Below are 24,062 nucleotides of genomic sequence, written 5' to 3'. Positions count from 1 at the left end.
ATTGAGTCTCCTATTCTTTAATACTCCTTACCCAGACGAACTGTTTTATAGTATTTGTGCCAGATTTCATAAGAGAAGCGGAAATGTTTACGAAAAAGCTACAATAAAGGATTTATTTTCGAGTCGAAGTATAACAGCTTCGGCTTTCTTACCCTCTGGCATTAATGCATTAATTGCAAATATGCCTCCATTTGCAAATTATAATGCGGAACAATTTATTATCAATCATACATTGTATCCCTTTTATTCTGCATTTTTACCTCTAAGACAGGCAGAAGAAATCTATCAGTCTATGTTGAGTAATGATGGAAAAGATATTTATGTAAGGGCTGGAATTAGTGCAAGTGGTATTCCTCAAATTAAATTTCTTAGGTTCTGTAAACACTGTTATGAAATTGATATGGCAAAATACGGAGAGCCATACTTCCACAGACTGCATCAGATTAGCGGAATTGAATGTTGCTTGGAGCATTATACTCCTTTATATAATAGTTCTGTTTTAACAAGTGGCGGAGGGAAACATAGGTTTGAGTTTCCTACAAATAAGAATTGCGTTGCAAGTGAAGAATCAAATGTTTTAAATAATATCTCAAATAAAGTAAGAGAAAATTATATTGCACATCTAAAAGAACTGACTCCCTTAGTTATCAATCTTATAAATAAAAAATTTGAAAATAAAGAGTTGCAATGGTTTAGGGAGAAATATACATATGCTCTAATTGCAAAAGGACTGGCTTATTACAGTAAACGAGTAAAACAAGATGATTGGCGAGAATTCTTTCTTGGAAAATATGAACGCTCCGTTTTGGATATATTTCATAGTTCTTTAACTGGTAAAGGAGACTGGTTATCTATGATTGTGCAAAAGCATAAGAATTCATTTCACCCTATACGTCATTTGTTGATAATGTCCGCATTAGATATATCGGTGGAAGAAACGTTCAATGAAGAAATAGGTTCTCCATTTGTATTTCCCCCTTGGCCATGTTTAAATCCAGTGTGTAATTCATATAAACAAAATGTGATTAACAGCATGGATTTAACCCTTTCCGATAATACGAAGAGTCCGATTGGAACATTTATGTGTCCACACTGTAATTTTACATATACAAGGAGAGGACCAGATAAATCAGAGATGGACCGTTACAGTAAGACAAGAGTAAAATCTTATGGTTCAATTTGGGAAGCGAAATTAAAGGAGCAATCTCAACTGGATATAAGTTTACGAGAGCTTTCACGAAAGATGGGGGCTGACCCTAAAACAATTAAACACTTTCTATCTAATGATTATAATGAAAAGATTGTGGTTGATGAAACTGAATTATCTGTTGACCAAAAGGACTGGAAAGGTTTGATAAAGGAAAATCCCAATATGTCAGTTAAGCAACTAAGAATGGCAAATAAAGCATTATATATGCGGTTATATAGAGCAAATCGTGAATGGCTTAGAATGAAGAGTCCAATATTAAATCAGCCATCGAAAAAGAAGAGAGTTGATTGGAATAAGCGGGATAACGAAATTTTAGATGAAGTTGTTAGTGCTGTAAATCAATTGTTGAATAGAGACCAAAAACCTGTCCGCATTACGGTTGCTAAGGTAGGTTCGTTGATAAAAAGGGAAGCCCTTTTAGAGAAGAAGTTGTACAAACTCCCCAGAACAAAGCTCTACTTGAAAAAACATTTGGAATCAGTAAGTGACTTTCAAAAAAGAAGAGTTGAATACGTGATAGATACAATGGAAACACAAGAAGAAGTATTACCAGATTGGAAGATTATAAGAATGGCTGGATTACCATATGGGGAGAAATGGCTGGAAGTATTAAATGATATCCGTAGAAACAGAAAATGAGTATAAGTTTTCGGAATATATTTTGTAGGATTTGCTTGTTTTTTTAAGGAGAAGAGGGAAGTTTCCGAGGCTAACCCATTTATGGTAGTTTCGGTTTAGGGTATTCGCCTTCTTTGTAATGAATATTAAAAGTTAATTGTACGTTTGAACGATATTGAAACTATAGTTTCCTTCATTCGTCAAATAAGGGAGTAGCTTAAATATCAGGAGGGCTTTTTATGAAAAATATATTATTATTAAGTGCGGTTTTGTTGCTTTGTCTTTCTCTTTTTGGATGTAGTTTAAATAAAGGCAACCACGTTTCTGCAAACAATCAAAGTGCAAACAGCAAAAAAATTAATGAATTATCATTAGGAAGTGCAGTAAAAAAAGCCATAGACAAATACAACAGCACAGAAACAGATACGACAGATATTAAATTTCCAACAACGCTGAAAAGTGGTGACACCATTTCAAAGACGATTCAGATTGGAGGAAAAAAAGGAAACACCACCAAGTTAGATATGTCAATTCGGGCTGAAAAAGAAGGCAACAATTATATCGTCACACTATCAAAGAATTACAATATCACAGTTAATGGAACAAAGGCTATGAGTAGTTGGAAGTATGAAATAACCAATGATAGTATTAATTTGTTAGACAAAAAAGAAGATGGAAAATTAATTAATGACATTAAATAAGAAAAGTTGCTATTCCTTTAGAACAACAAAACACTTGGATTTTTTCCAAGAGTTTTTCAAGGTTAATTTTAATGCCTTTTTATCGTTTATTTACCTTGCGAATTTAGTAAATATTTTAGATTTTCTACTTCAAAACTGAACTACTTAGAAACCATAATTTGCTTTTTCTTTTCTTGAATTATACCATTTTGTAAAAGATTGATTATTAGAGATGGCATGTTTTTCTATTGAATATCTATATCCTAAATAAAGTCATAAGATACTATTATTCCTGAATGTTGGAGGAGGGGAAAAATGTCGGATACTGCTGTTTATAATTTATTGGATAAACTTAATGTATATTCTGATGAATTGTTTGAGGTATTTTATTATTTAGAGAATCTTAAAGAATTTAAGGAAAACGTAGAAGAATCTTTAAGACAATACTTTTATCATACTTATCTAAAATGTAAAAGAAATTATAAAGCGATTAAGATATTAGTGAATCTTGATGATGAAGATTTAAAAAATGGTTATGTTGAAGCAATACCACTGGTTAGAACTTTAATAGAAAGTTATTTTCATTTATGTTATGTAACTAATTCAATACAGAAAGAGGAAGTAATTCGTAGTTATGATTTACTAAACAAATATCAGCTAAAACAAATGTTGAATAATAAAGTGGGATATAAAATAGTTTTTCAGGGGCAAGCTGATAAAAGAATGCTAAATGAAATAAAGAAGGCAGTCAATAAGGTAGAAGAAAATGACATTATTTTATTTAAAAATATCTATAGATTTGCTAAGAAAACTAATAATCTGGATATTTATAATGGAATCTATAAAAAGTTCAATAGTTACGTGCATTATAATCCAACTACGTACATATCATACGGGGCTATGAATGGTCAAGATAGTTTTAATTTTGGTAACATGCAACATCAACCACAAAGAGAATGTGAGATTTTAAATTATGTCATTGAAGTTGCTATAAGAGTTTTAGTTACGGCGATGAATTTTTTGAGAATTGATTATGCTGAAAAGTGGGTAATTGACTTGTTTACAGAATGGGAAGATTTACGAAAAGAATATCGAAGTACAGATTTAGTAAATTACCTTTAATCCTTATTCCTTTTTTCTTTTCTTTGTACACATCTAAAAATCATTGTCCTTACACAATAAACCATGTCCTTAAATAAAAAAGTATGGTCAAGACTGAAGGAATATCGGGTGAAAGCCTGATAGCCCTTCGGTCTTTTTAACATGAAAAAAAGCAGGAATAAAAGCCAATGTAATCCAAAATAAACACCAGAATCACCAAACAAACCTATAGAGTAATCAATTAAAGTTCTAATATTCCTGTTGATAATATGTGGATAATATGTGAATAAATAGAAGGGGAAAAGGGTGGAAACAGGAATCCCACCCTTTTTTGTATGAATGAAAGTGAGAAAAAATAGGAGAGAACCTTGTCCTATCAACGGTTGAATGAAAAGTGTGAAGGGTTCTTATGAACCCCAAAAGCATGAAAAAATGAGCGGGAAAAGGAGGAAGAAAAACAGGGAATAACCTTGATATTACAACGTTTGAATGAGCATACTGAAGGGTTCTTGCGAACCCAAAAGCCTGAAAAAGATTGAGAAAAAGGCTGGAAAAAAGGTATGAAGAAAAGACGGAAATAATCCTGATATAGAAACGTTTGAATGAAAGTATGAGGGGGTTCTTACGAACCCCGAATGCCTGAAAAGAGGGCGGGAAAATGGCAGGAAGAAAAGCAAGGAAGAAAGGGTGGGAAGAGGAATCTCATTCTTTTTGCTTGGATAAAAAAGCAGAAATAAAGAAGGAGAAAATCCTGATATAAAAAAATTTGAATGAAAAGTGCGAAGGGTTCTTACGAACCCAAATGCATGGAAAAGAGCGGGAAAAAGCAGAGCGGAAAAATGCGGGAAGAAATGAAGGGGAAATCCTTGATATAACAACGTTTGAGTGGAATGTTTGAAGGGTTCTTACGAACCCAAAAGACTGAAAAAAGAGTGAGGAAAAGCGTGAGGAAATGGAAGGAAGAAAAGCAAGAGAAAAGCTGGATTAAACAGCGATTGAATGAAAAGCAAGAGGGGGTTCGTAAGAACCCCAAAGGTATGAAAAAGAGCGGGGAATGAGGAAATGCAGGAGGAAAATAAGAAAGGCAGGGTGGAAACTGGAGAAAATGCAGGAGAAATACAGGATTTTTGGACAAAGTTTTTTATGTCTGAGACCAAGAAAATTTGGTACAAGTTTGAGCAAAAGTGGGAAAAAAGCGGGACAAACTTTTTTCTATTCCAAAAGATGGAGAGAAGGCGGGAGACCAAGTAGGAGAAGGCTTAGAGCGGAAGGAGGAAGGAAAAAATGATGGACAAAGAATTTTATGTGTGAACAACTTTGTAAATTAGAAAGAAAGTTTTTGTTAATATGTCATTAAAGAAATTCGGGCGATGGAGTTCGCCATTAACTGCCGCCTTAAGGCTGATGACTCCTGTCGAAGATAGTGCTTTAACTATTTCTTCGGCAGGAGTTTTTCTTTGTACCTAACCCGATTGAAAAAGGAATTGTTTAAAATGTTAACTAAATTGATTAAAGTTATTGACAATTGATTTTGCAAAAGGATATAACATTCTTCCTGTTTCCGTTAATTTCATTTTCCCCTCCGTTCGATCAAATAATAATGTCCTATATAAATTTTCCAATTGGTTAAATGATGGTTACAGCTGGCTGGGATAATCTCTCCGCTTGGCTTTACTCCCTTCATCTACTACTAAACAAAACATTTTCAAATTTTTAATATTCAAAGAAACAACCTCCACAACAATCCCTTAACTCGTAACATGATCTTACTCCATAGACGGTTAAGTTACTGATTTAAATCCATATATATAACAAATTTTTATACCCTATAATTTTGTTGCAGTTTACTCTTGCTGCCATATTTGATAACGTAAAAAATAGGAATTACCTGCAAATACGAATGATTTTTGCTGCTTGAAATTTTCGTTTTGGGTTAATTATTTCATGGAGATGAATTTTTATAGAATCTTCTGCATCCATTACCCCGCTATTGGGTCTGTCGATGGCCACACTTGGTTCTTTTGCGTTAACTGTGATCGATTTAACTGGAATCGATATCATCACATGTATCGGTCTCTTCTTACTTGGTTTAGGCGTTGAAATGTTTACTCCTCCGAATAATAGTAGTATCATGGGCAATGCCCCTAAAAATGAATTAAGGATTGCAGGAGGAGTTTTAATATGTCCAGGACCATTGGCATAAGTTTTGGGGTTACGCTTGGAGGAATTATTTATCAACTCTTTTTAAAGGAATATGAACCTTCAAGACCTAGTCATTTAATTTTAATCTTTTTAGTCATCGTATTTTGTCATTGCAGTTTGTTCATTTTGCACTCTTCTGCTTACATTTGAAAATTATAAAAAGAACTAAGTCATAATGACAGGTACCAGACAAAAGAATTTGGTGTTTAGTTAATTCAAAGGCGTTTCATTTAGTAACGCCCTTCATTTATGTTTTCCATAAGTACGAACAAAATTTCCGTTTTACCAGTTCTTACTTCTGGGTCCACTTTAGGTGAACCCCTTATACGATCAATAAAGTAATTGAATGCTAATTTTTGAGTTTAACTATTTCTATCAATAATAAAAATAACTTACAGATATGTTGAAGGGATGTATTAAAACAATGCATAAGGATTTATTTAACCTTTTTGGCTATGAGGTTCAAACACATGCAGTACTCTCGCTTCTTGCTATTTTACTCGGCTTTGGTGTTGGCCTGGCTTTAACAAGAAAGACCATTTACTATCAGCATTTACAAAACTTCCTTATTTACGGTGTGGTTGGTGCAATAATTGGGGCTCGAATTTGGCATGTCTTTGTGTTTCAATGGCCGACATATTCGAAACACCCACTCCAAATTCTTGAAATTTGGACAGGAGGTATTTCAGTAGAAGGGGCGATTGCTGGAGGGATTGATACATTATTTATTTACTCACGTTATCATAAAATAAGTTTTTTAGAATTTGCTGATTATCTTTCACCGGCTATGATTTTGGCTCAAGGCATTGGCCGAATTGCTTGTTTTATGAATGGAGATGCCTTTGGAAGTCCCACAGGAGGGAATTTTGGTATTGTGTATCCAAAAGGTTCTTATGCCTACAATTACTATGGTAGCCAACCATTGTGGCCTGCTGAAGTTTGGGAAAGCCAAGGAGATATGATTCTTTTCTGTATCTTATTTATGATTCTTATATTTGCTGGTCAACGGTTAGTTAAAGGATGGATTCTCTCATTTTACGTTTTTCTCTATTTCTTTGAACGATTCATTTTAGAGTATTTTCGGGGAGACTCCCCTCGCTATTATCATTTTACTGGTGGGCAATGGTCAGCAATTGCCATTATTATAGTTGACCTCGGATTTATGATTTATCTAACGTTAAGGGATGTAAAATATAAAAAAGCAAGAACTTTGAACTAAAAACACATAGTAGGTTTAAGGGCTAGAGGTTTCAGCCGTTCTTTTATCGCTTTTTTAAGATCTGTAAGTTCTTACCTAAGCTTTAATCCGACAATATATTTCCAATTATACTGCCTACAAATTTTCGCAACTTTTTCTGATTATATAAATTTAAAAAGAGCCAAAATACGCAAGTAGTCCATAAATATTTGCATATTTTAGGCTCTTAAATTTTATTCCTAATGGTACTAAAACACCTGTACTTTAAGTTGAAATTGCAGAACTTTAATAAAACTGTGTCACTTATACAGTTAGGTTTTCTTTGCAGATAAATATCCAAAAGAAAAGACGCCTGCAATAAAAGCACAAGAACAGGAATTACGCATAATGTATTAAAACGAGTTTACTTAAATGAAAAGGATGACTGCCAATATGCCTGCGATTATCGGTGGACCCATTAACATAAATAATATCACTGGAAACGGGGTCGTAGACTTTGGTGATTCCCTATTTATTTCACCAAAGGTTGCATCTAAAACCCCTGGTGGTGCCGGAGGTTTTAACACAGGGGCACTAGTGATAACAAATACAGGTGCAAGTGCTACGAATTATGTAGATCCGAGTGCAATTGACCAACCAGTTTCTGGGAATAATTAAAGCGATAACTTGAAAGAAACGGAGAGATGCCAAAATGCCAGCAATTATTAATGGACCATTAACAATAGAAAGTGTTACAACAAATGGTATTGTTAAATTTGGTGATGTATCCTTTATCACACCAAAGACTGCATCAAAAACTCATTTAGGCTCAGGAGGAGGTAACACAGGGGGAGCAGTGGTAACAAATACCATCGGAAGTGCTACAAATTATATGGACATCAATGTAATCGATCAGCCAATTATTAGAAATAACTAAAATAGTAAAAAAAAGACCAAGGAATGAGAAGCCGTACGCACGAACATTCCTTGGTGCTTTTTTACATGTCCGTCAACCCAGGCCCTACCAGAACTAAATGGTTATCTCTTATATAAATAAGTATACCAGCCTGCACCTATTTTAAGAGTGACTTTAGGGGGGAATAAATTTGGTTGTTAAAAAGGATTGTATCAATATTGGTAAGATTTCAGGAGGGGTTGTCAACTTCGGTGGGTCAGTTATTAATTCACCGAAATCTGTATCAAAATCAATTTATGCGGCTGGACAAGGCAACACAGGAACAATAATTATAACCAATACCGGTGTAAGCGCGACGAATCAATTACCATAATTCCGCGGGGGTTCTATACAACTTTCGGGAGTAACTAGTAAAAAAAGTGCAAAATTTTTGCTGGCCATTTAGCAATACTAAATTTTAATAATTATTTATTTTACAACACCTACCACATTTTTTACCTGCCTTTATGATTTATGAATTTGTTATAAGTAATAATTCCGCTTTACTATTCTTCCAAGTTAGCCCAATAAAAAAGGCGACCCTCATCCAAGCTTTAATTATTTTTTTCATTAAGCCATTAGCCTTACAGCGGTTATGGCGAACGCCCTCTCTGATTCAATTTGATTAATCCAATATACTCCGTGGCTTATTTGAATATGTCTAATAATCAGGATAAATACCGGGAATTTAGGGTGAAAAAACATTTAATTTTTCCAGTAAGTCAACAAACCAGTTGGTGGTGTTTTGGCATACCGTAAGGGAGGTTATTTAAATAAAACGTTAATTACTTACATGGGAATTAGTATTTTGATTGGAAGTTTTATTGGGGGATTTGGCTCTACTCACATACCCGAAAGTGGAATTAATATCGTTTATGGTATTTTAGCTCTTATTGCTGTTGTCTTGATGCTTGTTGCTAAAAAGGGTATTGATGATATCCCTTTAGAACAAGTGAAATTTAACAAATGGCTTGCATCATTATTTGCTTTTGCAGTAGGCATAGGGGCTGGCATAGTAGGGGCAGGAGGAGCATTTCTTTTAGTTCCTATCATGCTTGTTGTTTTAAATATATCAACAAGAATGACAATTGCCTCTTCCTTAGCAATTACACTTATTTCGTCAGTTGGGGCTGTTTCGGGAAAAATTGCAACAGGGCAAGTTCCAATCCTGCCTTCACTTATTATGGTTGTTGCAGGTCTAATTGCTTCTCCTATAGGAGCCAACACAGGAAAAAGAGTGAACACAAAAGTTTTGCAAAGTATAATGGGTATTTTAATTTTAGTGACAGCATTGAAAATTTGGATAGCAATTTTATAAGTTTTTTCAAGATTAACAGAATAAAAAGGACTCTATAATAGTGATATTGTTAAGTTATTCACTTAAATTAAGTTATCGCCAAGATATGTGGTCTTATGAAAATAGGAATTTAAAAAGCCAGTGGATTTCACATTTAGAAATCACACTGCTTTTTAATGTTTTCAAAACGCTGAGAAACAAAGACTCATGTTTATAAATAAAAAAGGGTTGGATGATGATCCACGAGTAGTGAGATTTCATATGGGGAAAGAAAAACCAGCGAGTCCAACCGTTCACTATACACTTGAAAAATAATGAACAATTTTATTGGATTTGTTCAAAAATTAACAAAATTAAGCTATTTAACAATTGTAAGAATCACGTAAATATTTATACTTAAAATGAAAAGGTAAAAGACTTCATTATATGGAAAGTGGGGACTTGCAAATGGAATATACCAAACTTGGTAACACGGGATTAGATGTATCAAGACTTTGCCTTGGTTGTATGGGTTTTGGAGAAGCGGAACGTTGGGTTCATCCATGGGTGGTTAATGAGGAAAACAGCCGTACCATTATTAAAAAAGCTCTTGATTTAGGTATCAATTTTTTTGATACTGCAAACGTTTATTCAGACGGAACAAGTGAGGAATTCGTGGGACGTGCCCTAAAAGATTATGCCAATCGGGACGAAATTGTCCTTGCAACGAAAGTTTATTTCCCTATGCATAAAGGTCCTAATGGTTCAGGTCTTTCCCGTAAGCATATTATGAGCGAAATTGATAAAAGTCTTAAACGGCTCGGAACGGATTATGTGGATCTGTACCAAATTCATCGCTGGGATTACAACACCCCAATTGAAGAGACGATGGAAACACTCCATGACTTAGTGAAGGCAGGTAAGGTAAGATACATAGGTGCTTCTGCTATGTACGCGTGGCAGTTTTTGAAGGCGTTACATGTGGCGGAGAAAAATGGGTGGACTAGATTTGTAACGATGCAAAATCATCTCAACCTCATATACCGTGAGGAGGAACGGGAGATGCTGCCGCTTTGTAAGGAAGAAAATATCGGTGTGATCCCATATAGCCCACTTGCATCAGGTAGATTAACCCGTGATTGGTCGGAAGACACTCTTCGCTCCGAAACGGACCAAGTTCAAAAATCTAAATATGATGCCACTGAAAATAATGACCGTCTCGTTGTGGAGCGAGTTGCGGAAATTGCCAAAAAACATGGTGTGCCAAGAGCCCAAATCGCACTCGCCTGGTTATTGCAGAAAGAACCAGTCACAGCTCCAATTATTGGTGCAACGAAAATGACTCATCTTGAAGATTCCGTAGGTGCTCTATCGGTTAAGTTAACTTCTGAAGAAGTTGCGTATTTGGAAGAGCTTTATGTTCCACATCCCGTAGTTGGTGCTTTAGGTTCTAAGTAATAATGTTTCATCAATAGTTTTTCTAAAAGGCAAAACCCTGGCTTCCATTGTATAAGTCAGGGTTATTTCTTTTCAGTAATCAATCAACTTATAGATTTCTATCTAACAATGCCCCTGTTTGTTCTGCCATGACACGAGTTGGCAATGGCATTCCATTCTTGAACCACCATTCCACAGCTCCAACAACCGCTGAACCAAAAAATTGAAGAATAATCTCTTCACTCAATCCTTGATTTTTCCCTTCAGTTGTATCCACCTCAGCTCTAAACTCTTCGATGACTAGATCGAGAAAACGACTACGAAAATATGGGGCACCTTTACTAGCTAACATCGTAGAAAAAAATAAATAATTATGCTCAAAGTATTCGTACCAGACATAATTTCCTTCTTGAAACGTCATCTCAGAGGCTGATTGGCAAAGCTCTCGGAGATTGTTCATATGTTCTTCAATCATTTTATCCAATAGGTCATATTTATCCGTGTAATGAAGATAGATGGTTCCTCTATTAACATCTGCTCTGTCAGCAATATCCTGAATCGTAATTTCGTCAAAACTCTTTTCAGACATCAGTTCGATTACAGCATTTTTTATTGCACCTTGGCTTTTGGCTATTCTTCTATCTACCTTAGACATTTTCATTCACCAATCTTTCTAAAGATAATCAACAATTTTAATTGATTTGTTGAGTAATCAACGAATTGCGTTCATTTAACCATTGAAAGTATAAAGAGGTTTTTTATAATTATAAACAGATGTTGATTAATCAATCAATATTAATTTTAAGGCATCATGTTTAGTTGACTTTTGAAATTAGAAAAGTAAATTAACTTTAAACAGGAGGCTTATTTATGGACCGTGTTGAAAAGAGCAAGGAAAAATATAAACAGCTTTTTGGAAATGGAGTACCAGCTGCATACGCTACCGATCCTGATTTTCAGGACATTCTTAGCCGCTTCATTTTTGGAGAAGTTTTTTATCAAGGTGATCTGGATGACAAGCAACGTGAGTTGATCACTCTGGTAGTGCTTGCTGCCAACCAGACGCTGCCTCAGCTTAAGGCGCATGTTGGTGCAACACTAAACGTTGGGCTCACACCTGTAGAAATCAAAGAGGCTGTTTACCAGTGTGCTCCATACATTGGATTTCCCAAAACATTAAACGCCATCAATGAAGTCAATGAGGTTTTCAAAGCAAAGAATATCGCTTTACCAATTGAAAGCCAAAAGACTGTAGATGAAGGTAATCGTTTCGAGAAAGGACTTGCAACACAAGTAGAGATTTTTGGTGATATCATTTCAAAAATGCGTGAGGCTGCCACAGCAAATCTAATGCATATCCAGGATTATCTTTCAGCTTTTTGCTTTGGAGACTTTTACACCCGCGAGGGACTTGATTTGAAAACACGGGAGTTGTTGACACTTTGTATTATCAGTGCGATAGGCGGTTGTGAAAGCCAAGTAAAGTCACATGTGCTGGGTAACAAATATGTAGGCAATGACAAGGAAACTCTGATCTCTGCCATCACCCACTGTCTTCCATATATGGGCTTTCCGAGAACACTTAACGCTATAAGTTGTATAAATGAAGTTATTCTCGAAAATCAATGAAATAATTTTTCTCCCAATAGTAGTTCTGATGCAATGCTACATTAATTAAGGCTTTTCTCAGCAAAATGAGTTGTATCTAGAAAATTCTGAAGGGGTGAAAAGGAGAATGTGTGTATAGATAAGAAGTCTTTATCAGCTTTTGACTTATAGTTAGCTGTAAACTATGTTAATAGAGATTGGATGAGTTTCGATTTTAATAAATAAAATATTTAACGGAGTATCAAACTTAGGCTGCCGACATGCTGGCAGCCTTTTCCTATGCAATGAACATGCTAGGATAATGGCACCGAAATAGTACTCTATTATGGTACATTCGATTTAATTTTTTAGAAATGTCAACAACCAGTTTGACAAAATGCATTTTTGTAATGATGGAATATGGGTTGAAACCGCTTTAATATTAAAGATATAGAGTTAAACAAAAGAAAGGGGAAATCATCAATGAATAATACAGTTGAGAATAAATCAGACTTCAAAGTTAAAGTTCAGAAGTTTGGCAGCTTTTTGAGCGGAATGGTGATGCCTAATATCGGAGCGTTTATTGCCTGGGGGTTAATTACCGCACTATTTATCCCATCAGGATGGCTGCCAAATGCAAGTTTAGCCAAACTAGTTGGGCCTATGATTACCTACTTGCTGCCATTATTAATCGGTTTTACTGGAGGTAAAATGGTGTATGACACCCGCGGAGGTGTAGTTGGGGCTATTGCGACAATGGGTGTCATTGTCGGAACAGATATTCCCATGTTTCTTGGTGCTATGATCATGGGACCTATCGGCGGTGTTGTGATTAAAGGCTTTGATAAGCTTGTTCACGGAAAAATTAAAGCAGGCTTCGAAATGTTGGTAAATAACTTCTCTGCCGGAATTCTTGGCGGTGCCTTAACGTTAATCGCCTTCAAATTAATCGGTCCAGTTGTTGAAGCCATCAGTAAAGTATTAGCATCAGGCGTGCAATTTATCGTCAATCATCACATTTTACCATTAGCAAACGTCTTTATTGAACCAGCAAAGGTATTATTCTTAAATAATGCAATTAACCACGGAATTTTGAGCCCATTGGGTGTAGAACAAGCTGCACATGCAGGGAAATCCATTCTATTCATGTTAGAATCAAACCCTGGTCCTGGTTTAGGTGTCTTACTTGCTTATATGTTATTTGGAAAAGGAACAGCAAAAAATACAGCACCAGGTGCAGCTATCATTCATTTCTTTGGCGGTATTCATGAAATTTACTTCCCATACATTTTAATGAAGCCATCATTAATTTTAGCCACAATGGCTGGGGGCGTTTCTGGAACATTAACATTTACGATTTTCCATGCCGGACTTGTAGCAGCTCCATCACCTGGAAGTATCTTTGCCTACCTGGCTATGACACCAAGAGGCGGATATTTTGGAGTACTTGCAGGGGTCTTTGTAGCGGCAGTCGTTTCCTTCTTAGTAGCATCGTTGATTTTAAAAACAAGCAAGTCAACAGAGGAAGATCTTTCTACGGCAACAGCAAAAATGGAAGAGCTGAAAGGGAAGAAAAGTTCCGTTTCATCTGCCTTAACACAATCAGCAACAGCTGTTAACCCTGACCAAGTAAACAAAATTGTTTTCGCCTGTGATGCCGGTATGGGTTCAAGCGCAATGGGTGCTTCCATTCTACGAAATAAAGTGCAGAAAGCAGGATTGGATATTACGGTCATCAACACAGCCATTAATAACCTGCCAGCAGATGCCGATATCGTTGTGACGCATAAAGATTTAACAGATCGTGCGAAGGCTAAGCTTCCTCACGTTACTCATATTTCAGTAGAAAACTTCTTGAACAGCCCTAAATATGATGAGTTAGTGAACTCTTTGAAAAAGTAAGCCAGTAAATCAAGCCTAGACTATTGCTCTAGGCTTTTATTATTAACCGTATCTGTTGATTTTCGCTCCAATCTACAAGAAGTTCTAATGGCGTTTATTTTAAAAATGTCAACAACTCCATTGACTAATTAGTATTTGACTGTTGTTGTATGCAAGGATTAGTAGTTTTAAAATGAATCTTGGATAGTATGTAATTTAAGTTTTGGCAACAACCTAGAAATTAGATGCTATTGACACGGAGTGAGGAATTTGTATATTTCCGCCAGAGAAAGACAGTTACTTGAAATTCTGTTATCGAAAACAGATGAAATTACGGTGAAGAATCTTTCGGATCAAATAGGCGTGAGTGAAAGAACGATTCATCGGGATTTAAAAAATGTAGAAGATATTTTAAAAGAATACGACCTATCGTTAGAAAAAAAATCAGGCGTCGGCGTCTATATTACCGGTGATGAAAATAAAATCCGGGAGTTGGAGTTTTTTCTGTTTAATCTCTCCCATAACGAATATACGCCGGATGAAAGGCAAACGATTATTCTCTGTGAGCTGCTCGAAAGCAATGGACCTGTTAAATTACTTGGTCTTGCGAACGACCTGAATGTCACCATCGCGACAGTCAGTGCAGACTTATCAAAGCTTGAGGAAAAATTGACGTTGTATGGGTTATCGCTCATTCGAAAAAGGGGCTATGGAGTGGAAATCGAGGGTGACGAGGGCGCCAAAAGAAGAGCAATGAGCAGCCTTATCTCAGAATATCTCGATGAATCCGAGCTTCTATCGCTGACAAGGGAAAACATCCAAAAGAGATCAACGCAGCAAATCAATACCATCTCGGAACGCCTGATGGGGCTTGTAGAAAAAAGAAAGCTTGTGATTGTCGAAAAAATAGTAGAATCGGTCGTTCAGGAATTGCCATTTTCGATGGCAGACAGCGCCTTTATAGGTCTCGTGGTTCATTTGGCACTGGCAGTAGAACGAATTCAAAAAGGCGAAGGCATAACGATTGATCCCTCCTATTTAATCGATCAACAACTAACAAAAGAATATAAATTTGCGGAAAAAATGGTGGCCGAACTCGAACAAATTTTTCAAATCACGATCCCAGAAGCGGAAATTGCTTATATTACGATGCATCTAAAGGGAGCCAAACTAAGGCATGACAATGAATACCTGATCGAAGATTCAAGCCTGCAGGTTGCCATTAAAACGAAAAATCTCATTGTTTATATCGGGAAACAGGCAGGAATTGACCTGAATGGCAACCGTTCTTTGTTTGAAGGGCTGATTCTGCATTTAAAGCCAGCCTTGTACAGAATTAAACAAAGGATGGGAATAAGCAACCCGTTGTTAGATAAAATAAAACGGGATTATGCGGAATTATTTTTGATCGTAAAAGAAGCCATGCAGCAAGTATTTTTTGAATTTCACGTACCGGATGAGGAAATTGGCTATATTGTTATGCACTTTGGAGCAGCTTTGCTTGGGAACAGAGAGGCAATGAATCTCAAAACTGTTGTGATTTGCTCCAGCGGCATTGGAACGTCTAAACTGTTAGCAACTAAACTGCAAAAAGAGTTTCCAGAGTTGACACAAGTCGAAAATATATCATTGCTGGAATTTAAAAAAATGAAAAAAAATCGTGATTATCAAATTGTGATATCTACCATTCCTATTCCCGATGAGGAACTAGAATATGTAGTCGTGAGCCCTTTTTTAACAAATGATGATAGTGAGCGAATTCGATCCTATATCAATCAATATAAGATTGCCCATGGCTCGGTAAGGAATCTCCCTATTCATTTCCATCACAAGCGAACGAGAAAAAAAGCCTCAGCGCTTATTAAGGAAATGCAAAGCCTTCAAGACTACGCCAATACGATTGCCATCATTCTTGAAGGCTTCGAGATGATGGAGCAAAGTAAATGTCCATCGATTGAAGACATGTTAAGGGAAATCTGTATGTACCTATCAGAAAAACAGACGGTTGAACAGCCTCTAGAGGTGGCAAAGGCTCTTCTTGAAAGAGAAACGCTTGGAGGATTGGGAATTCCGGGAACAGCTATGGCTTTATATCATGCGCGATCCGCCCATGTTTTAAAACCCAGCTTTTCGATTCACGTATTATCAGAGCCGATCGAGACAGCAGGCATGGATGGAAATGTCATGCAAATGAGGTTTTTGGTATTGATGCTTTCTCCATTATCAAACTCTGATAAAGGATTGGAAGTATTAAGCCTGATTAGTACGATGTTAATCGAAAGTGAAGAAACAACTGCTATTTTTCAATCCAATCATAAAGAAAAAATAGAGGAATTACTTGCAACAAGATTTGATCAATTTTTCAATGATAAATTAACTCAGCTTAGGAGTGAATAAAATGTCAAAAGAAGTATTAGCAATCGAAAACATCCTATTAAATAAGTCTTTAAGCTCAAAGGAAGAAGCGATTATATTAGCCGGCAGCATCCTTGTTGAAAATGGCTACGTCGAAGCTGATTATATTGGAAAAATGCTTGAAAGAGAAGAATTAACATCTACTTATATGGGAAACTTTGTGGCGATTCCTCATGGCACTGAAGATTCCAAAGAGTTGGTGAAGGAATCAGGAATTTCTTTTGTGCAAGTACCACAAGGTGTTGATTTTGGCTCTGGAAATGTCGTGAAACTTCTCATTGGGATTGCCGGAAAAGATGGCGAACACTTAGATATTCTTTCTAAAATTGCCATTGTATTGTCTGAAGAAGAAAATGTCGAACAGCTTGTTGCAGCCAAATCCGCAGAAGAAATTATGTCCATTTTTGAAGGAGTGAACTAAGATGTTAGCTGTACACTTCGGGGCGGGGAATATCGGCAGAGGCTTCATCGGGAATTTATTATACCATTCAGGTTATGAAACTTGTTTTGTTGATGTAAATGAAGAAATAGTCAACTTGCTCAATGAGCGAGGGGAATACCGTGTAGTCCTTGCTGACCCGTCAGAGCAAGAGGCGGTCATTCAAAATGTCCGGGCGATTAACAGCAGGCTTCATCCTGAAGAAGTCATAAAAACGATTGCTGAAGCAGATCTTGTGACAACAGCCATTGGCCCCAATATTCTTCCCTTCATTGCCGGCTTGATTGCAGAGGGCTTGCGTAAAAGGATGGAACAATCAGAGAGACCGCTAACGATTATTGCCTGCGAAAATATGATTGGCGGAACTTCCCTATTAAAAGAGAAAATTTTTGAAACCTTAACAGAAGAGGAGAAGTTGCAATTTGAGGAACGTTTTGGCTTCCCAGATTCAGCGGTTGACCGGATTGTCCCTAATCAGGTGAATGAAGATAAACTCATGGTGAAAGTAGAGCCATTTTATGAGTGGGTAGTGGAAGAAACAAAAATTGTTGGGGAACGACCTGCGATTGAAGGGATTACCTATGTGCCTGAGCTGGTGCCATATATTGAAAGAAAGTTATTCACCGTTAATACGGGCCATGCTTTGGCTGCCTATTTTGGCTATTATTTTGGTATGGAGACTATTAACCAGTCCATGGAAAATCTGCAAGTCCGAGACTTAGTGGAGGGAGCTTTAAAGGAAAGCGGAGCCCTTTTAGTCAAAAAGTATGGCTTCAGTCAGGAAGAGCATACGAAATATATTCAAAAAATCATTTCGCGTTTCCAAAACTCGTTTATTGTCGATGAAGTGACAAGAGTGGGACGCTCACCGATTCGTAAGCTTGGTCCGAACGACCGCCTGGTGAGCCCGGCAAAACAATATCTCGCAGTGATCGGCGAAGAACCGGAATTTCTATTAAAAGGGATAGCCGCTGCTCTCTTATATGATTTCCAAGGGGACGAGGAAGCCGTTCAGGTTCAGAACATTATTAAAGAAGAAGGCATCCATGCTGCAATTAAAAAATATACGGAGCTTGATGAAGCATCCCGTTTATTTAATAGAATTATCGAAGAATATCATAATCTAAAAAAATAGGCAAATGGAATTGGCAATTAAATAAGAGATATTATGCTGTAAACAAATTAGGAAAATAGTTTGTTTACAGCTTTTTTTTACTCTGATAGAGTGGTGTTAAGCCTTTCACTTAAATAATATTCTAATATATGATTTTGGAAAATATGGAATAATTTCCGTTGACAGCGCTTTCTTTGGAAAATATAATGACAATATAAAGACAATCAATCAGTGAGGTTTTGAAGGAGTGATTAAGGAGCCATGCAAACACTGGATACGGTGATTGTGACAGGCTATGCCAAAGCTCCCCAGGGAACTTCCATGTATGAAATGTTTAAGCATGCGGGAATCGTACTAGAAGTAGATCCGAAAGAGCATACAATTGTTGGAGCCGAATTCACATTCGTCACAGAATTAACGAAAAAACATTTTCAAAAACTGCTGATAGGCTATTGCCTGCAGGGCGGAACTGAACCGCTGATTGAACGAATTCAAACCTTTTATTTTGCGCCATCCCAGCAAGCGATTATTGTGGCCCTTCAGGCTGCAGTGCAACGTTACTGGGATAACATAAAGCAAATGAATGTATAGCGTTTGGTTATAATAAAGTAGGGAGACGACCTCTCTCTATGGTCTTATTAAAACCGGGCAGACATAAACACTTGATGAAGGATGGGCGTTTTTACGCATTCTTTATGGAGAATTTATGTCGTGCCCGGTTTTTTATATATCCAAACGTCATCCTAAATAAAACCATAGTGAGGGAGGATCATAGATGGGAAAGGTGATTTCTAGTGAGGAAGCGGTAAAAATGATTAAAAACGGCACGCGAATTATGGTAGGAGGATTTGGTCTAGTCGGATGCCCTCTTGAATTAGTAGATGCCTTAGCAAAGTCAAGTGTAAAAGAGTTAGAGATTATTAGTAATAACCTTGGTGAACCAGGCCGGGGGCTTGGAGTTCTTGTCCGTCAAAAACAAGTGAAAAAAGCGATTGGTTCGTATTTTACCTCTAACCCAGAGGTGGTTCAAGCATACCAAGAGAAGGAATTGGATGTGGAACTGATTCCCCAGGGAACGATGTCTGAAGCCATTCGGGCTGGAGGTGCCGGATTGGGAGGGTTTTATACCCCTGTCAGCGTAGGAACAAAAATAGCCGAAAAAAGAGAAGAACGCATGCTCAATGGAAAAAAATACGTGCTTCAGGAGCCGATTAAAGCTGATTTTGCCTTGATCAAAGCAAAAAAGGCAGATCAATTGGGAAACCTCATTTACAGTAAATCAGCAAGAAACTTCAATCCGATGATGGCAACAGCAGCGGATACAGTCATTGCCGAAGTGGATGAAATCGTGGAGACAGGCCAGCTTTCTCCGGAGGAAATTATTACTCCTCATTTATATGTTGACTACATCGTTGTGAAGGGAGGGAACTAGCATGGATGCCAAACATTTTATTGCTTCAAGAGCGGCAAAGGAATTAAAGGATGGCGATATTGTTAACCTCGGGATCGGAATTCCAACGCTGGTGGCAGACCACATTCCAGCAGCGATTCGCGTTTTTTTACACTCGGAAAATGGTATTCTTGGCGTTGGTCCAAGTCCCAAACATGATCAAATAGATGCTGACCTTGTTAACGCAGGGAAAAAGCCGGTTACTATCTTGGATGGGTCATCCTTTTTTGATAGCGCTTTCTCATTTGCGATGATTAGAGGAGGGCATGTGACCGTTTCGATTCTTGGAGTACTGCAAATCAATGGCCAAGGAATGATTGCCAATTGGGCTGTGCCAGGTAAAAGTGTTCTTGGCGTCGGCGGTGCCATGGATTTATTAGAGGGGTCGAAAAGGGTGATTGTAACAACGATGCATACGACAGATAAAGGAGAACCCAAAATTGTCAAGGACCTAACTTACCCGATCACATCGGAGCGAAAAGTAGATTTAATTATAACCGATTTGGCCGTTTTCTCCGTTAAAGACGATGGACTGCATTTGATTGAGCTAGCACCTGAGGTTTCTCTGGAGGAAGTGCAGCGAAAAACGAACGCTCCTTTCCATATTACCGAATCCTTGCTTAAAGAGAATGAGGTGAAAGTGTAATGGTTGTCATTGTAAATGCATTTCGGACTGCGATCGGAAAATTTGGCGGGGCGCTGGCAGATACGCTTCCGGAAGAACTCGTATGCCTCGTTATGAAAAATAATTTATCTGCCGCCGGCTACGGAGCTTCCATTGTGGATGAAGTGATTGTCGGCCAAACAAAGCAAAGTGCTCACGCTCCAAACATTGCAAGAGTTGCAGCTCTAAAGGCACGATTTCCGGAATCAATGCCGGCATATACGGTGCATCGTCAATGCGGATCTGGGATGCAAGCCATCATGAACGGAGCAATGTCGATTTTAACAAACCAGGCAGAAGTTGTGTTAGCTGGGGGAGTGGAAAGTATGTCCCAAGCGCCGCATTATACGGTTGGCACCCGATTTGGCCTGAAGATGGGAAATGTCATGCTATATGACTCGAATACAGAGAGCCAGCCCAAATCCCAGCCAGAGGATATTTATGGATACTTTACAATGGGTGAAACAGCAGAGTGGCTAGCGGAGAAATATCACATCAGCAGGGAAGAACAGGACGAATTTGCTTTCAGGAGCCAGCAAAAAGCAAAGCGTGCAATCGATTTGGGGCTTTTTGAAGAAGAAATCATCCCAGTTCCAGTTAAGGAAGGGAAAAAAGGAATCCGTCACTTTGCCGTGGATGAACATCCAAGATTAACAGACTTAGACAAATTGGCAACCTTAAATCCTGCTTTTAAAAAAGCGGGAACAGTCACAGCAGGGAATTCCTCCGGCCGAAACGATGGAGCTTCCATGCTGCTATTAATGGCAGAGGAAAAAGCGAAACAGCTTGGCCTCACGCCAATGGCAAGGATTCGCTCCTTTGCCGCTGTAGGGGTATCGCCGCAAGAAATGGGCATCGGACCGGTGCCCGCCTCTCAAGCCGCCCTGAAAAAAGCGGGACTTCGCTTGGAGGACATCGATTTAATTGAAATAAATGAAGCCTTTGCTGCCCAAAGCCTTGCCTGCTTAAAAGAATGGGGCAGCACAGGAGGAAATGTGAATGTCAATGGCGGGGCCATAGCTTTGGGACATCCGCTCGGGTGCTCAGGGGCAAGAATTGTCACGACATTATGTCATGAACTCGAAAAACAAAAACTTCAGTACGGGCTTGCAACGATTTGCGTGGCGGGCGGACAAGGAATGGCAATGGTGGTGGAAAGATGGACAGAGTAGAAAAAGATTACGTATTTCATCGTGATTTGAAAAAGGAATACCCGATTATTACCCATGGGGAAGGGATCTATCTCTTTGATGACCAGGGGAAAAAATATTTGGATGCCTGTTCCGGAGCAGTTGCCGCTAACCTGGGACATGGAATCTCCTCCATTGGTGAAGCAATGGCGGAGCAGGCAAAAAAAGCAGGGTTTGTCCATACAATGCGATTTGAAACACCGATCTTGCATCAACTGGCTGAGAAAATTGGCAAAATGGCTCCGGAATTTGTAAACAAGGTTTATTTTACGACCGGCGGTTCAGAAGCTAATGAAAGTGCCATAAAGCTGGCAAGGCAATACCACAGGGATGCAGGCAAATCGCAAAAGCATATCGTAATTGGCCGCTGGCAATCCTATCACGGCAACACGATGGGCTCGTTGTCGGCAGGCGGTGATGTGAAAAGAAGACATGCCTATACTCCTAATCTATTAAACTATGCCCATGTGTATTCACCCTACTGCCACCGATGTCCATATGGCCGCGAATCTTCTGATTGCGTGAAAAATCAAAATTGGACGTGCATATCGGATTTGGAAAGAACGATTTTAGAATTGGGTCCTGAAAATGTATCGGCATTTATCGCCGAGCCAATCGTCGGCAGCCAGCAGGGGGCGGTACCGCCGCCGCCAGGTTATTTTGAAAAAGTCAGGGGGCTGTGTGACCGTTTCGATATCGTCCTCATTATTGACGAAGTCATGACCGGCTTTGGCCGAACAGGGACAAATTTTGCGACGGAACAGCTTGGGATCACACCGGACATTCTTACGTTTGGTAAAGGCGTATCAGCCGGTTATGCTCCACTAGCGGGTATGATCGTTCACGACAAGCTTATTGAAGGTCTTTTGGAAAACAGCGATGGGAAATTCATGCACGGTTTTACATATAGCGGACATCCTGTAGCAGTTTCCGCAGGCCTTGCAGCCTTGGAAATATACGAACGTGAGGCTGTGCTGGAAAATGTTATCGAGCAAGGGGCATACCTGCTTGATCGGCTGATGGAACTGAAAGAAAAACATCCTTGCATTGGGAATGTACGCGGCCGCGGGCTGCTGCTAGGAATTGAACTGGTCAAAGATTCAAAGGTGGATCTGCTTTTCAAACCATCTGAAAAAGCAGCTGAAACGATTAATACCATTGCCATGGAACTTGGAGCTGTTTTTTATCCTGGCACTGGCTCCATTGACGGCATGAACGGGGAACACCTGATCATCAGCCCCCCTTTAAATAGTAAAAAACAAGAAATAGATGAGATTGTAAGAATACTAGATGAAGCCTTAACGGTATTTGAACAGCAATTAAGAAAGGATGAGGCATATGAAATTGCAAAGTAAAACAAACGAAATTCAAGAAAAAGCTAGAAAACATTTATCCCCAGTAATGACTAGAGTAACAGAGCTTGTCATCGATAAAGCCCACGGCGCCAAATTTTGGACCGCGGACGGGGAAGAATATATTGATTTCGTTTCCGGTGTTGCCGTTAATGCTGTTGGCCACACGAACGCCAAAATGGTAGAGGCCATTAAAAAACAGGCAGAGTCACTGCTCCATCTTGGTTTGAATTACGGATATTATGAGACGGCCGCGAATTTGGCTGAAAAGCTTGCGCAAATTACACCAGGAAACCTGGATACTGTCTTTTTCTCCAATTCAGGTGCCGAGGCAATTGATGGAGCGCTTAAACTGGCAAAGGCCGCTACCGGAAGACCTGCGATTATCGCTTTTGAAGGTTCCTTTCATGGACGGACAATGGGGGCCACAGCGATTACCGCTTCGAGCTCCAAATACCGCCGTTATTATGAACCTATTTTGGGCGAAGTCTACCATGTTCCTTACCCTTATCCAAGCCAGCTGAAAAACATCCAGGCAGAAGAAGTGGAAGAATATTGCTTGAATCAGCTGCAGAAATTATTCGACTTAAGAGTGGACCCGTCCCGTGTAGCAGCGATCATCATTGAGCCTGTAATGGGAGAAGGCGGATACTATCCTGCACCTCCAAGCTTTTTGCAGAAGTTAAGAAAGGCAACGAAAGAGCATGGCATCCTGTTGATTTTTGATGAAGTACAAACGGGTTTCGGCCGAACAGGAAAAATGTTTGCAGCCGAGCATGCTAATGTGACACCGGATATTTTAGTTTTGGCAAAAGCTCTTTCTGGCGGAATGCCGCTGGGAGCTATTGTAGCGAGCCGTGAGCTTCATGAAAAATGGCCGGCAGGTGGACATGGTTCTACATTTGGCGGAAATCCAATTTCCTGTGCTGCAGCACTTGCCAATATTGAGGTAATTGAAGAAGAGAATTTAGTAGAAAGAAGTGCACAATTAGGTGCAGAGATTGTGACCCGTCTCCAGCACTCCATCGGGCATTTGCCAGGGATTGTGGAAGTACGGGGATTAGGCATGATGATCGGGATTGAATTTGATCAGGAATCTGCTGCTGTCTATGTGCCAAAAATCAAAGCGAAAGCATTGGAAAAAGGCCTGTTGATTATGAATTGCGGTGTCAGCGGGCAAACCATCCGCTTAATGCTGCCGCTTAATATTGAGGAAGATGTGTTAAACAAAGGTTTGACGATTTTAGAAGAGGTAGCAGTTGAAACGATTTTGGGCAGCTAAAGGATTTATTTTAAGCATAGAGGCGAAAAGGG

At 38.6% G+C, this 24,062-nt stretch carries 22 protein-coding genes, 1 pseudogene and 1 riboswitch; of the genes and pseudogenes, 21 read left to right on the top strand and 2 right to left on the bottom strand.

Translation table 11 applies throughout. The annotated features are described in order from the left end of the window. The first annotated feature begins 1 nt into the window (after position 1). The 3 genes from HPT25_RS03565 (at position 2) to HPT25_RS03555 (ending at position 3,630) form a co-directional block, all read left to right on the top strand. Entirely contained in the window at positions 2–1,849 is a 1,848-nt protein-coding gene (locus HPT25_RS03565; protein ID WP_173060032.1) for a TnsD family Tn7-like transposition protein, read from the top strand. Between the two features lie 218 nt (positions 1,850–2,067). After that, positions 2,068–2,529: a hypothetical protein gene (locus tag HPT25_RS03560; protein ID WP_173060029.1), complete on the top strand. Its 462-nt coding sequence runs from the start codon at positions 2,068–2,070 to the stop codon at positions 2,527–2,529. A 294-nt stretch (positions 2,530–2,823) separates the two neighbouring features. Next, positions 2,824–3,630, top strand: coding sequence for a DUF5677 domain-containing protein (locus HPT25_RS03555; RefSeq protein WP_173060027.1), 807 nt, complete (start codon positions 2,824–2,826; stop codon positions 3,628–3,630). A gap of 1,336 nt (positions 3,631–4,966) precedes the next feature. Next, positions 4,967–5,030: riboswitch (Fluoride riboswitch) on the top strand. A 463-nt stretch (positions 5,031–5,493) separates the two neighbouring features. Here the strand turns inward: HPT25_RS03555 and HPT25_RS03550 are convergent. Beyond that, positions 5,494–5,742 (bottom strand): hypothetical protein, encoded by a 249-nt coding sequence (locus HPT25_RS03550; RefSeq protein WP_173060024.1) that lies wholly within the window; start codon positions 5,740–5,742, stop codon positions 5,494–5,496. 48 nt (positions 5,743–5,790) lie between these two features. On the opposite strand from HPT25_RS03550, the gene HPT25_RS03545 reads away from it, so the two are divergent. From HPT25_RS03545 to HPT25_RS03515, 7 genes and pseudogenes are all read left to right on the top strand, one after another. Further along, on the top strand, positions 5,791–5,961 hold the full coding sequence (locus HPT25_RS03545) for a hypothetical protein (protein ID WP_173060021.1): 171 nt from the start codon (positions 5,791–5,793) through the stop codon (positions 5,959–5,961). A gap of 274 nt (positions 5,962–6,235) precedes the next feature. Beyond that, positions 6,236–7,030, top strand: a complete 795-nt coding sequence (gene lgt / locus HPT25_RS03540; RefSeq protein ID WP_173060019.1) for a prolipoprotein diacylglyceryl transferase — start codon at positions 6,236–6,238, stop codon at positions 7,028–7,030. Between the two features lie 390 nt (positions 7,031–7,420). Next, positions 7,421–7,666 carry a spore germination protein gene (locus tag HPT25_RS03535; RefSeq protein ID WP_376767906.1) on the top strand — a complete coding sequence of 82 codons (246 nt, stop codon included), beginning with the start codon at positions 7,421–7,423 and terminating at the stop codon, positions 7,664–7,666. A gap of 34 nt (positions 7,667–7,700) precedes the next feature. Continuing rightward, complete coding sequence (locus HPT25_RS03530; RefSeq protein WP_173060016.1) at positions 7,701–7,925, top strand: spore germination protein; 225 nt, start codon at positions 7,701–7,703, stop codon at positions 7,923–7,925. A 169-nt stretch (positions 7,926–8,094) separates the two neighbouring features. Next, positions 8,095–8,277 carry a spore germination protein gene (locus HPT25_RS03525; protein WP_173060011.1) on the top strand — a complete coding sequence of 61 codons (183 nt, stop codon included), beginning with the start codon at positions 8,095–8,097 and terminating at the stop codon, positions 8,275–8,277. Between the two features lie 399 nt (positions 8,278–8,676). After that, positions 8,677–9,261: pseudogene (locus tag HPT25_RS03520) on the top strand (sulfite exporter TauE/SafE family protein); the annotation flags it as partial. Positions 9,262–9,687: 426 nt separating this feature from the next. Then, positions 9,688–10,677 (top strand): aldo/keto reductase, encoded by a 990-nt coding sequence (locus HPT25_RS03515; protein WP_173060005.1) that lies wholly within the window; start codon positions 9,688–9,690, stop codon positions 10,675–10,677. A gap of 88 nt (positions 10,678–10,765) precedes the next feature. On the opposite strand, the gene HPT25_RS03510 is transcribed toward HPT25_RS03515, so the two are convergent. After that, a complete protein-coding gene (locus HPT25_RS03510; RefSeq protein ID WP_173060002.1) occupies positions 10,766–11,311 on the bottom strand; it encodes a TetR/AcrR family transcriptional regulator in 546 nt (181 codons plus the stop codon). Positions 11,312–11,526: 215 nt separating this feature from the next. Between HPT25_RS03510 and HPT25_RS03505 the strand changes: the two genes are divergently transcribed. The 11 genes from HPT25_RS03505 (at position 11,527) to HPT25_RS03455 (ending at position 24,030) form a co-directional block, all read left to right on the top strand. Beyond that, the gene (locus tag HPT25_RS03505) at positions 11,527–12,285 is read left to right on the top strand and encodes a carboxymuconolactone decarboxylase family protein (RefSeq protein ID WP_173059999.1); all 759 of its coding nucleotides are present in this window, start codon (positions 11,527–11,529) and stop codon (positions 12,283–12,285) included. Positions 12,286–12,726: 441 nt separating this feature from the next. Further along, positions 12,727–14,145, top strand: coding sequence for a PTS mannitol transporter subunit IIBC (locus HPT25_RS03500; protein ID WP_173059997.1), 1,419 nt, complete (start codon positions 12,727–12,729; stop codon positions 14,143–14,145). A 240-nt stretch (positions 14,146–14,385) separates the two neighbouring features. Further along, on the top strand, positions 14,386–16,521 hold the full coding sequence (locus HPT25_RS03495; protein WP_312857264.1) for a BglG family transcription antiterminator: 2,136 nt from the start codon (positions 14,386–14,388) through the stop codon (positions 16,519–16,521). A 1-nt stretch (position 16,522) separates the two neighbouring features. Continuing rightward, positions 16,523–16,960, top strand: a complete 438-nt coding sequence (locus HPT25_RS03490; protein WP_173059991.1) for a PTS mannitol transporter subunit IIA — start codon at positions 16,523–16,525, stop codon at positions 16,958–16,960. Between the two features lies 1 nt (position 16,961). After that, positions 16,962–18,113, top strand: a complete 1,152-nt coding sequence (locus HPT25_RS03485; protein WP_173059988.1) for a mannitol-1-phosphate 5-dehydrogenase — start codon at positions 16,962–16,964, stop codon at positions 18,111–18,113. A gap of 240 nt (positions 18,114–18,353) precedes the next feature. After that, complete coding sequence (locus tag HPT25_RS03480) at positions 18,354–18,683, top strand: DUF3870 domain-containing protein (protein WP_173059985.1); 330 nt, start codon at positions 18,354–18,356, stop codon at positions 18,681–18,683. Positions 18,684–18,867: 184 nt separating this feature from the next. After that, positions 18,868–19,524, top strand: coding sequence for a CoA transferase subunit A (locus HPT25_RS03475; RefSeq protein WP_173059982.1), 657 nt, complete (start codon positions 18,868–18,870; stop codon positions 19,522–19,524). A 1-nt stretch (position 19,525) separates the two neighbouring features. Then, a complete protein-coding gene (locus HPT25_RS03470) occupies positions 19,526–20,188 on the top strand; it encodes a 3-oxoacid CoA-transferase subunit B (protein WP_173059979.1) in 663 nt (220 codons plus the stop codon). Then, complete coding sequence (locus tag HPT25_RS03465) at positions 20,188–21,378, top strand: thiolase family protein (RefSeq protein WP_173059976.1); 1,191 nt, start codon at positions 20,188–20,190, stop codon at positions 21,376–21,378. The genes HPT25_RS03470 and HPT25_RS03465 overlap by 1 nt, the downstream gene beginning before the upstream one ends. Continuing rightward, the gene (locus tag HPT25_RS03460) at positions 21,366–22,751 is read left to right on the top strand and encodes an aminotransferase family protein (RefSeq protein ID WP_173059973.1); all 1,386 of its coding nucleotides are present in this window, start codon (positions 21,366–21,368) and stop codon (positions 22,749–22,751) included. Before HPT25_RS03465 ends, HPT25_RS03460 begins: the two co-directional genes overlap by 13 nt. After that, positions 22,735–24,030, top strand: a complete 1,296-nt coding sequence (locus HPT25_RS03455; protein ID WP_173059970.1) for an aspartate aminotransferase family protein — start codon at positions 22,735–22,737, stop codon at positions 24,028–24,030. Before HPT25_RS03460 ends, HPT25_RS03455 begins: the two co-directional genes overlap by 17 nt. Positions 24,031–24,062 lie beyond the last annotated feature (32 nt).

Source organism: Neobacillus endophyticus, assembly GCF_013248975.1.
GTDB classification, from domain to species: Bacteria; Bacillota; Bacilli; order Bacillales; family Cytobacillaceae; genus Neobacillus; species Neobacillus endophyticus.
The sequence above is the reverse complement of the archived record's forward strand: the minus strand, read 5'-3'. Positions and strand labels throughout refer to the sequence as shown.

Bases quoted from the DNA above. Each gene is read 5' to 3' on its own strand.
- HPT25_RS03560 (WP_173060029.1), top strand. From the start codon at position 2,068: ATGAAAAATATATTATTATTAAGTGCGGTTTTGTTGCTTTGTCTTTCT.
- HPT25_RS03555 (WP_173060027.1), top strand. From the start codon at position 2,824: ATGTCGGATACTGCTGTTTATAATTTATTGGATAAACTTAATGTATAT.
- HPT25_RS03550 (WP_173060024.1), bottom strand. From the start codon at position 5,742: ATGATACTACTATTATTCGGAGGAGTAAACATTTCAACGCCTAAACCA.
- HPT25_RS03545 (WP_173060021.1), top strand. From the start codon at position 5,791: ATGTCCAGGACCATTGGCATAAGTTTTGGGGTTACGCTTGGAGGAATT.
- lgt (WP_173060019.1), top strand. From the start codon at position 6,236: ATGCATAAGGATTTATTTAACCTTTTTGGCTATGAGGTTCAAACACAT.
- HPT25_RS03535 (WP_376767906.1), top strand. From the start codon at position 7,421: ATGAAAAGGATGACTGCCAATATGCCTGCGATTATCGGTGGACCCATT.
- HPT25_RS03530 (WP_173060016.1), top strand. From the start codon at position 7,701: ATGCCAGCAATTATTAATGGACCATTAACAATAGAAAGTGTTACAACA.
- HPT25_RS03515 (WP_173060005.1), top strand. From the start codon at position 9,688: ATGGAATATACCAAACTTGGTAACACGGGATTAGATGTATCAAGACTT.
- HPT25_RS03510 (WP_173060002.1), bottom strand. From the start codon at position 11,311: ATGTCTAAGGTAGATAGAAGAATAGCCAAAAGCCAAGGTGCAATAAAA.
- HPT25_RS03505 (WP_173059999.1), top strand. From the start codon at position 11,527: ATGGACCGTGTTGAAAAGAGCAAGGAAAAATATAAACAGCTTTTTGGA.
- HPT25_RS03500 (WP_173059997.1), top strand. From the start codon at position 12,727: ATGAATAATACAGTTGAGAATAAATCAGACTTCAAAGTTAAAGTTCAG.
- HPT25_RS03490 (WP_173059991.1), top strand. From the start codon at position 16,523: ATGTCAAAAGAAGTATTAGCAATCGAAAACATCCTATTAAATAAGTCT.
- HPT25_RS03485 (WP_173059988.1), top strand. From the start codon at position 16,962: ATGTTAGCTGTACACTTCGGGGCGGGGAATATCGGCAGAGGCTTCATC.
- HPT25_RS03480 (WP_173059985.1), top strand. From the start codon at position 18,354: ATGCAAACACTGGATACGGTGATTGTGACAGGCTATGCCAAAGCTCCC.
- HPT25_RS03475 (WP_173059982.1), top strand. From the start codon at position 18,868: ATGGGAAAGGTGATTTCTAGTGAGGAAGCGGTAAAAATGATTAAAAAC.
- HPT25_RS03470 (WP_173059979.1), top strand. From the start codon at position 19,526: ATGGATGCCAAACATTTTATTGCTTCAAGAGCGGCAAAGGAATTAAAG.
- HPT25_RS03465 (WP_173059976.1), top strand. From the start codon at position 20,188: ATGGTTGTCATTGTAAATGCATTTCGGACTGCGATCGGAAAATTTGGC.
- HPT25_RS03460 (WP_173059973.1), top strand. From the start codon at position 21,366: ATGGACAGAGTAGAAAAAGATTACGTATTTCATCGTGATTTGAAAAAG.
- HPT25_RS03455 (WP_173059970.1), top strand. From the start codon at position 22,735: ATGAAATTGCAAAGTAAAACAAACGAAATTCAAGAAAAAGCTAGAAAA.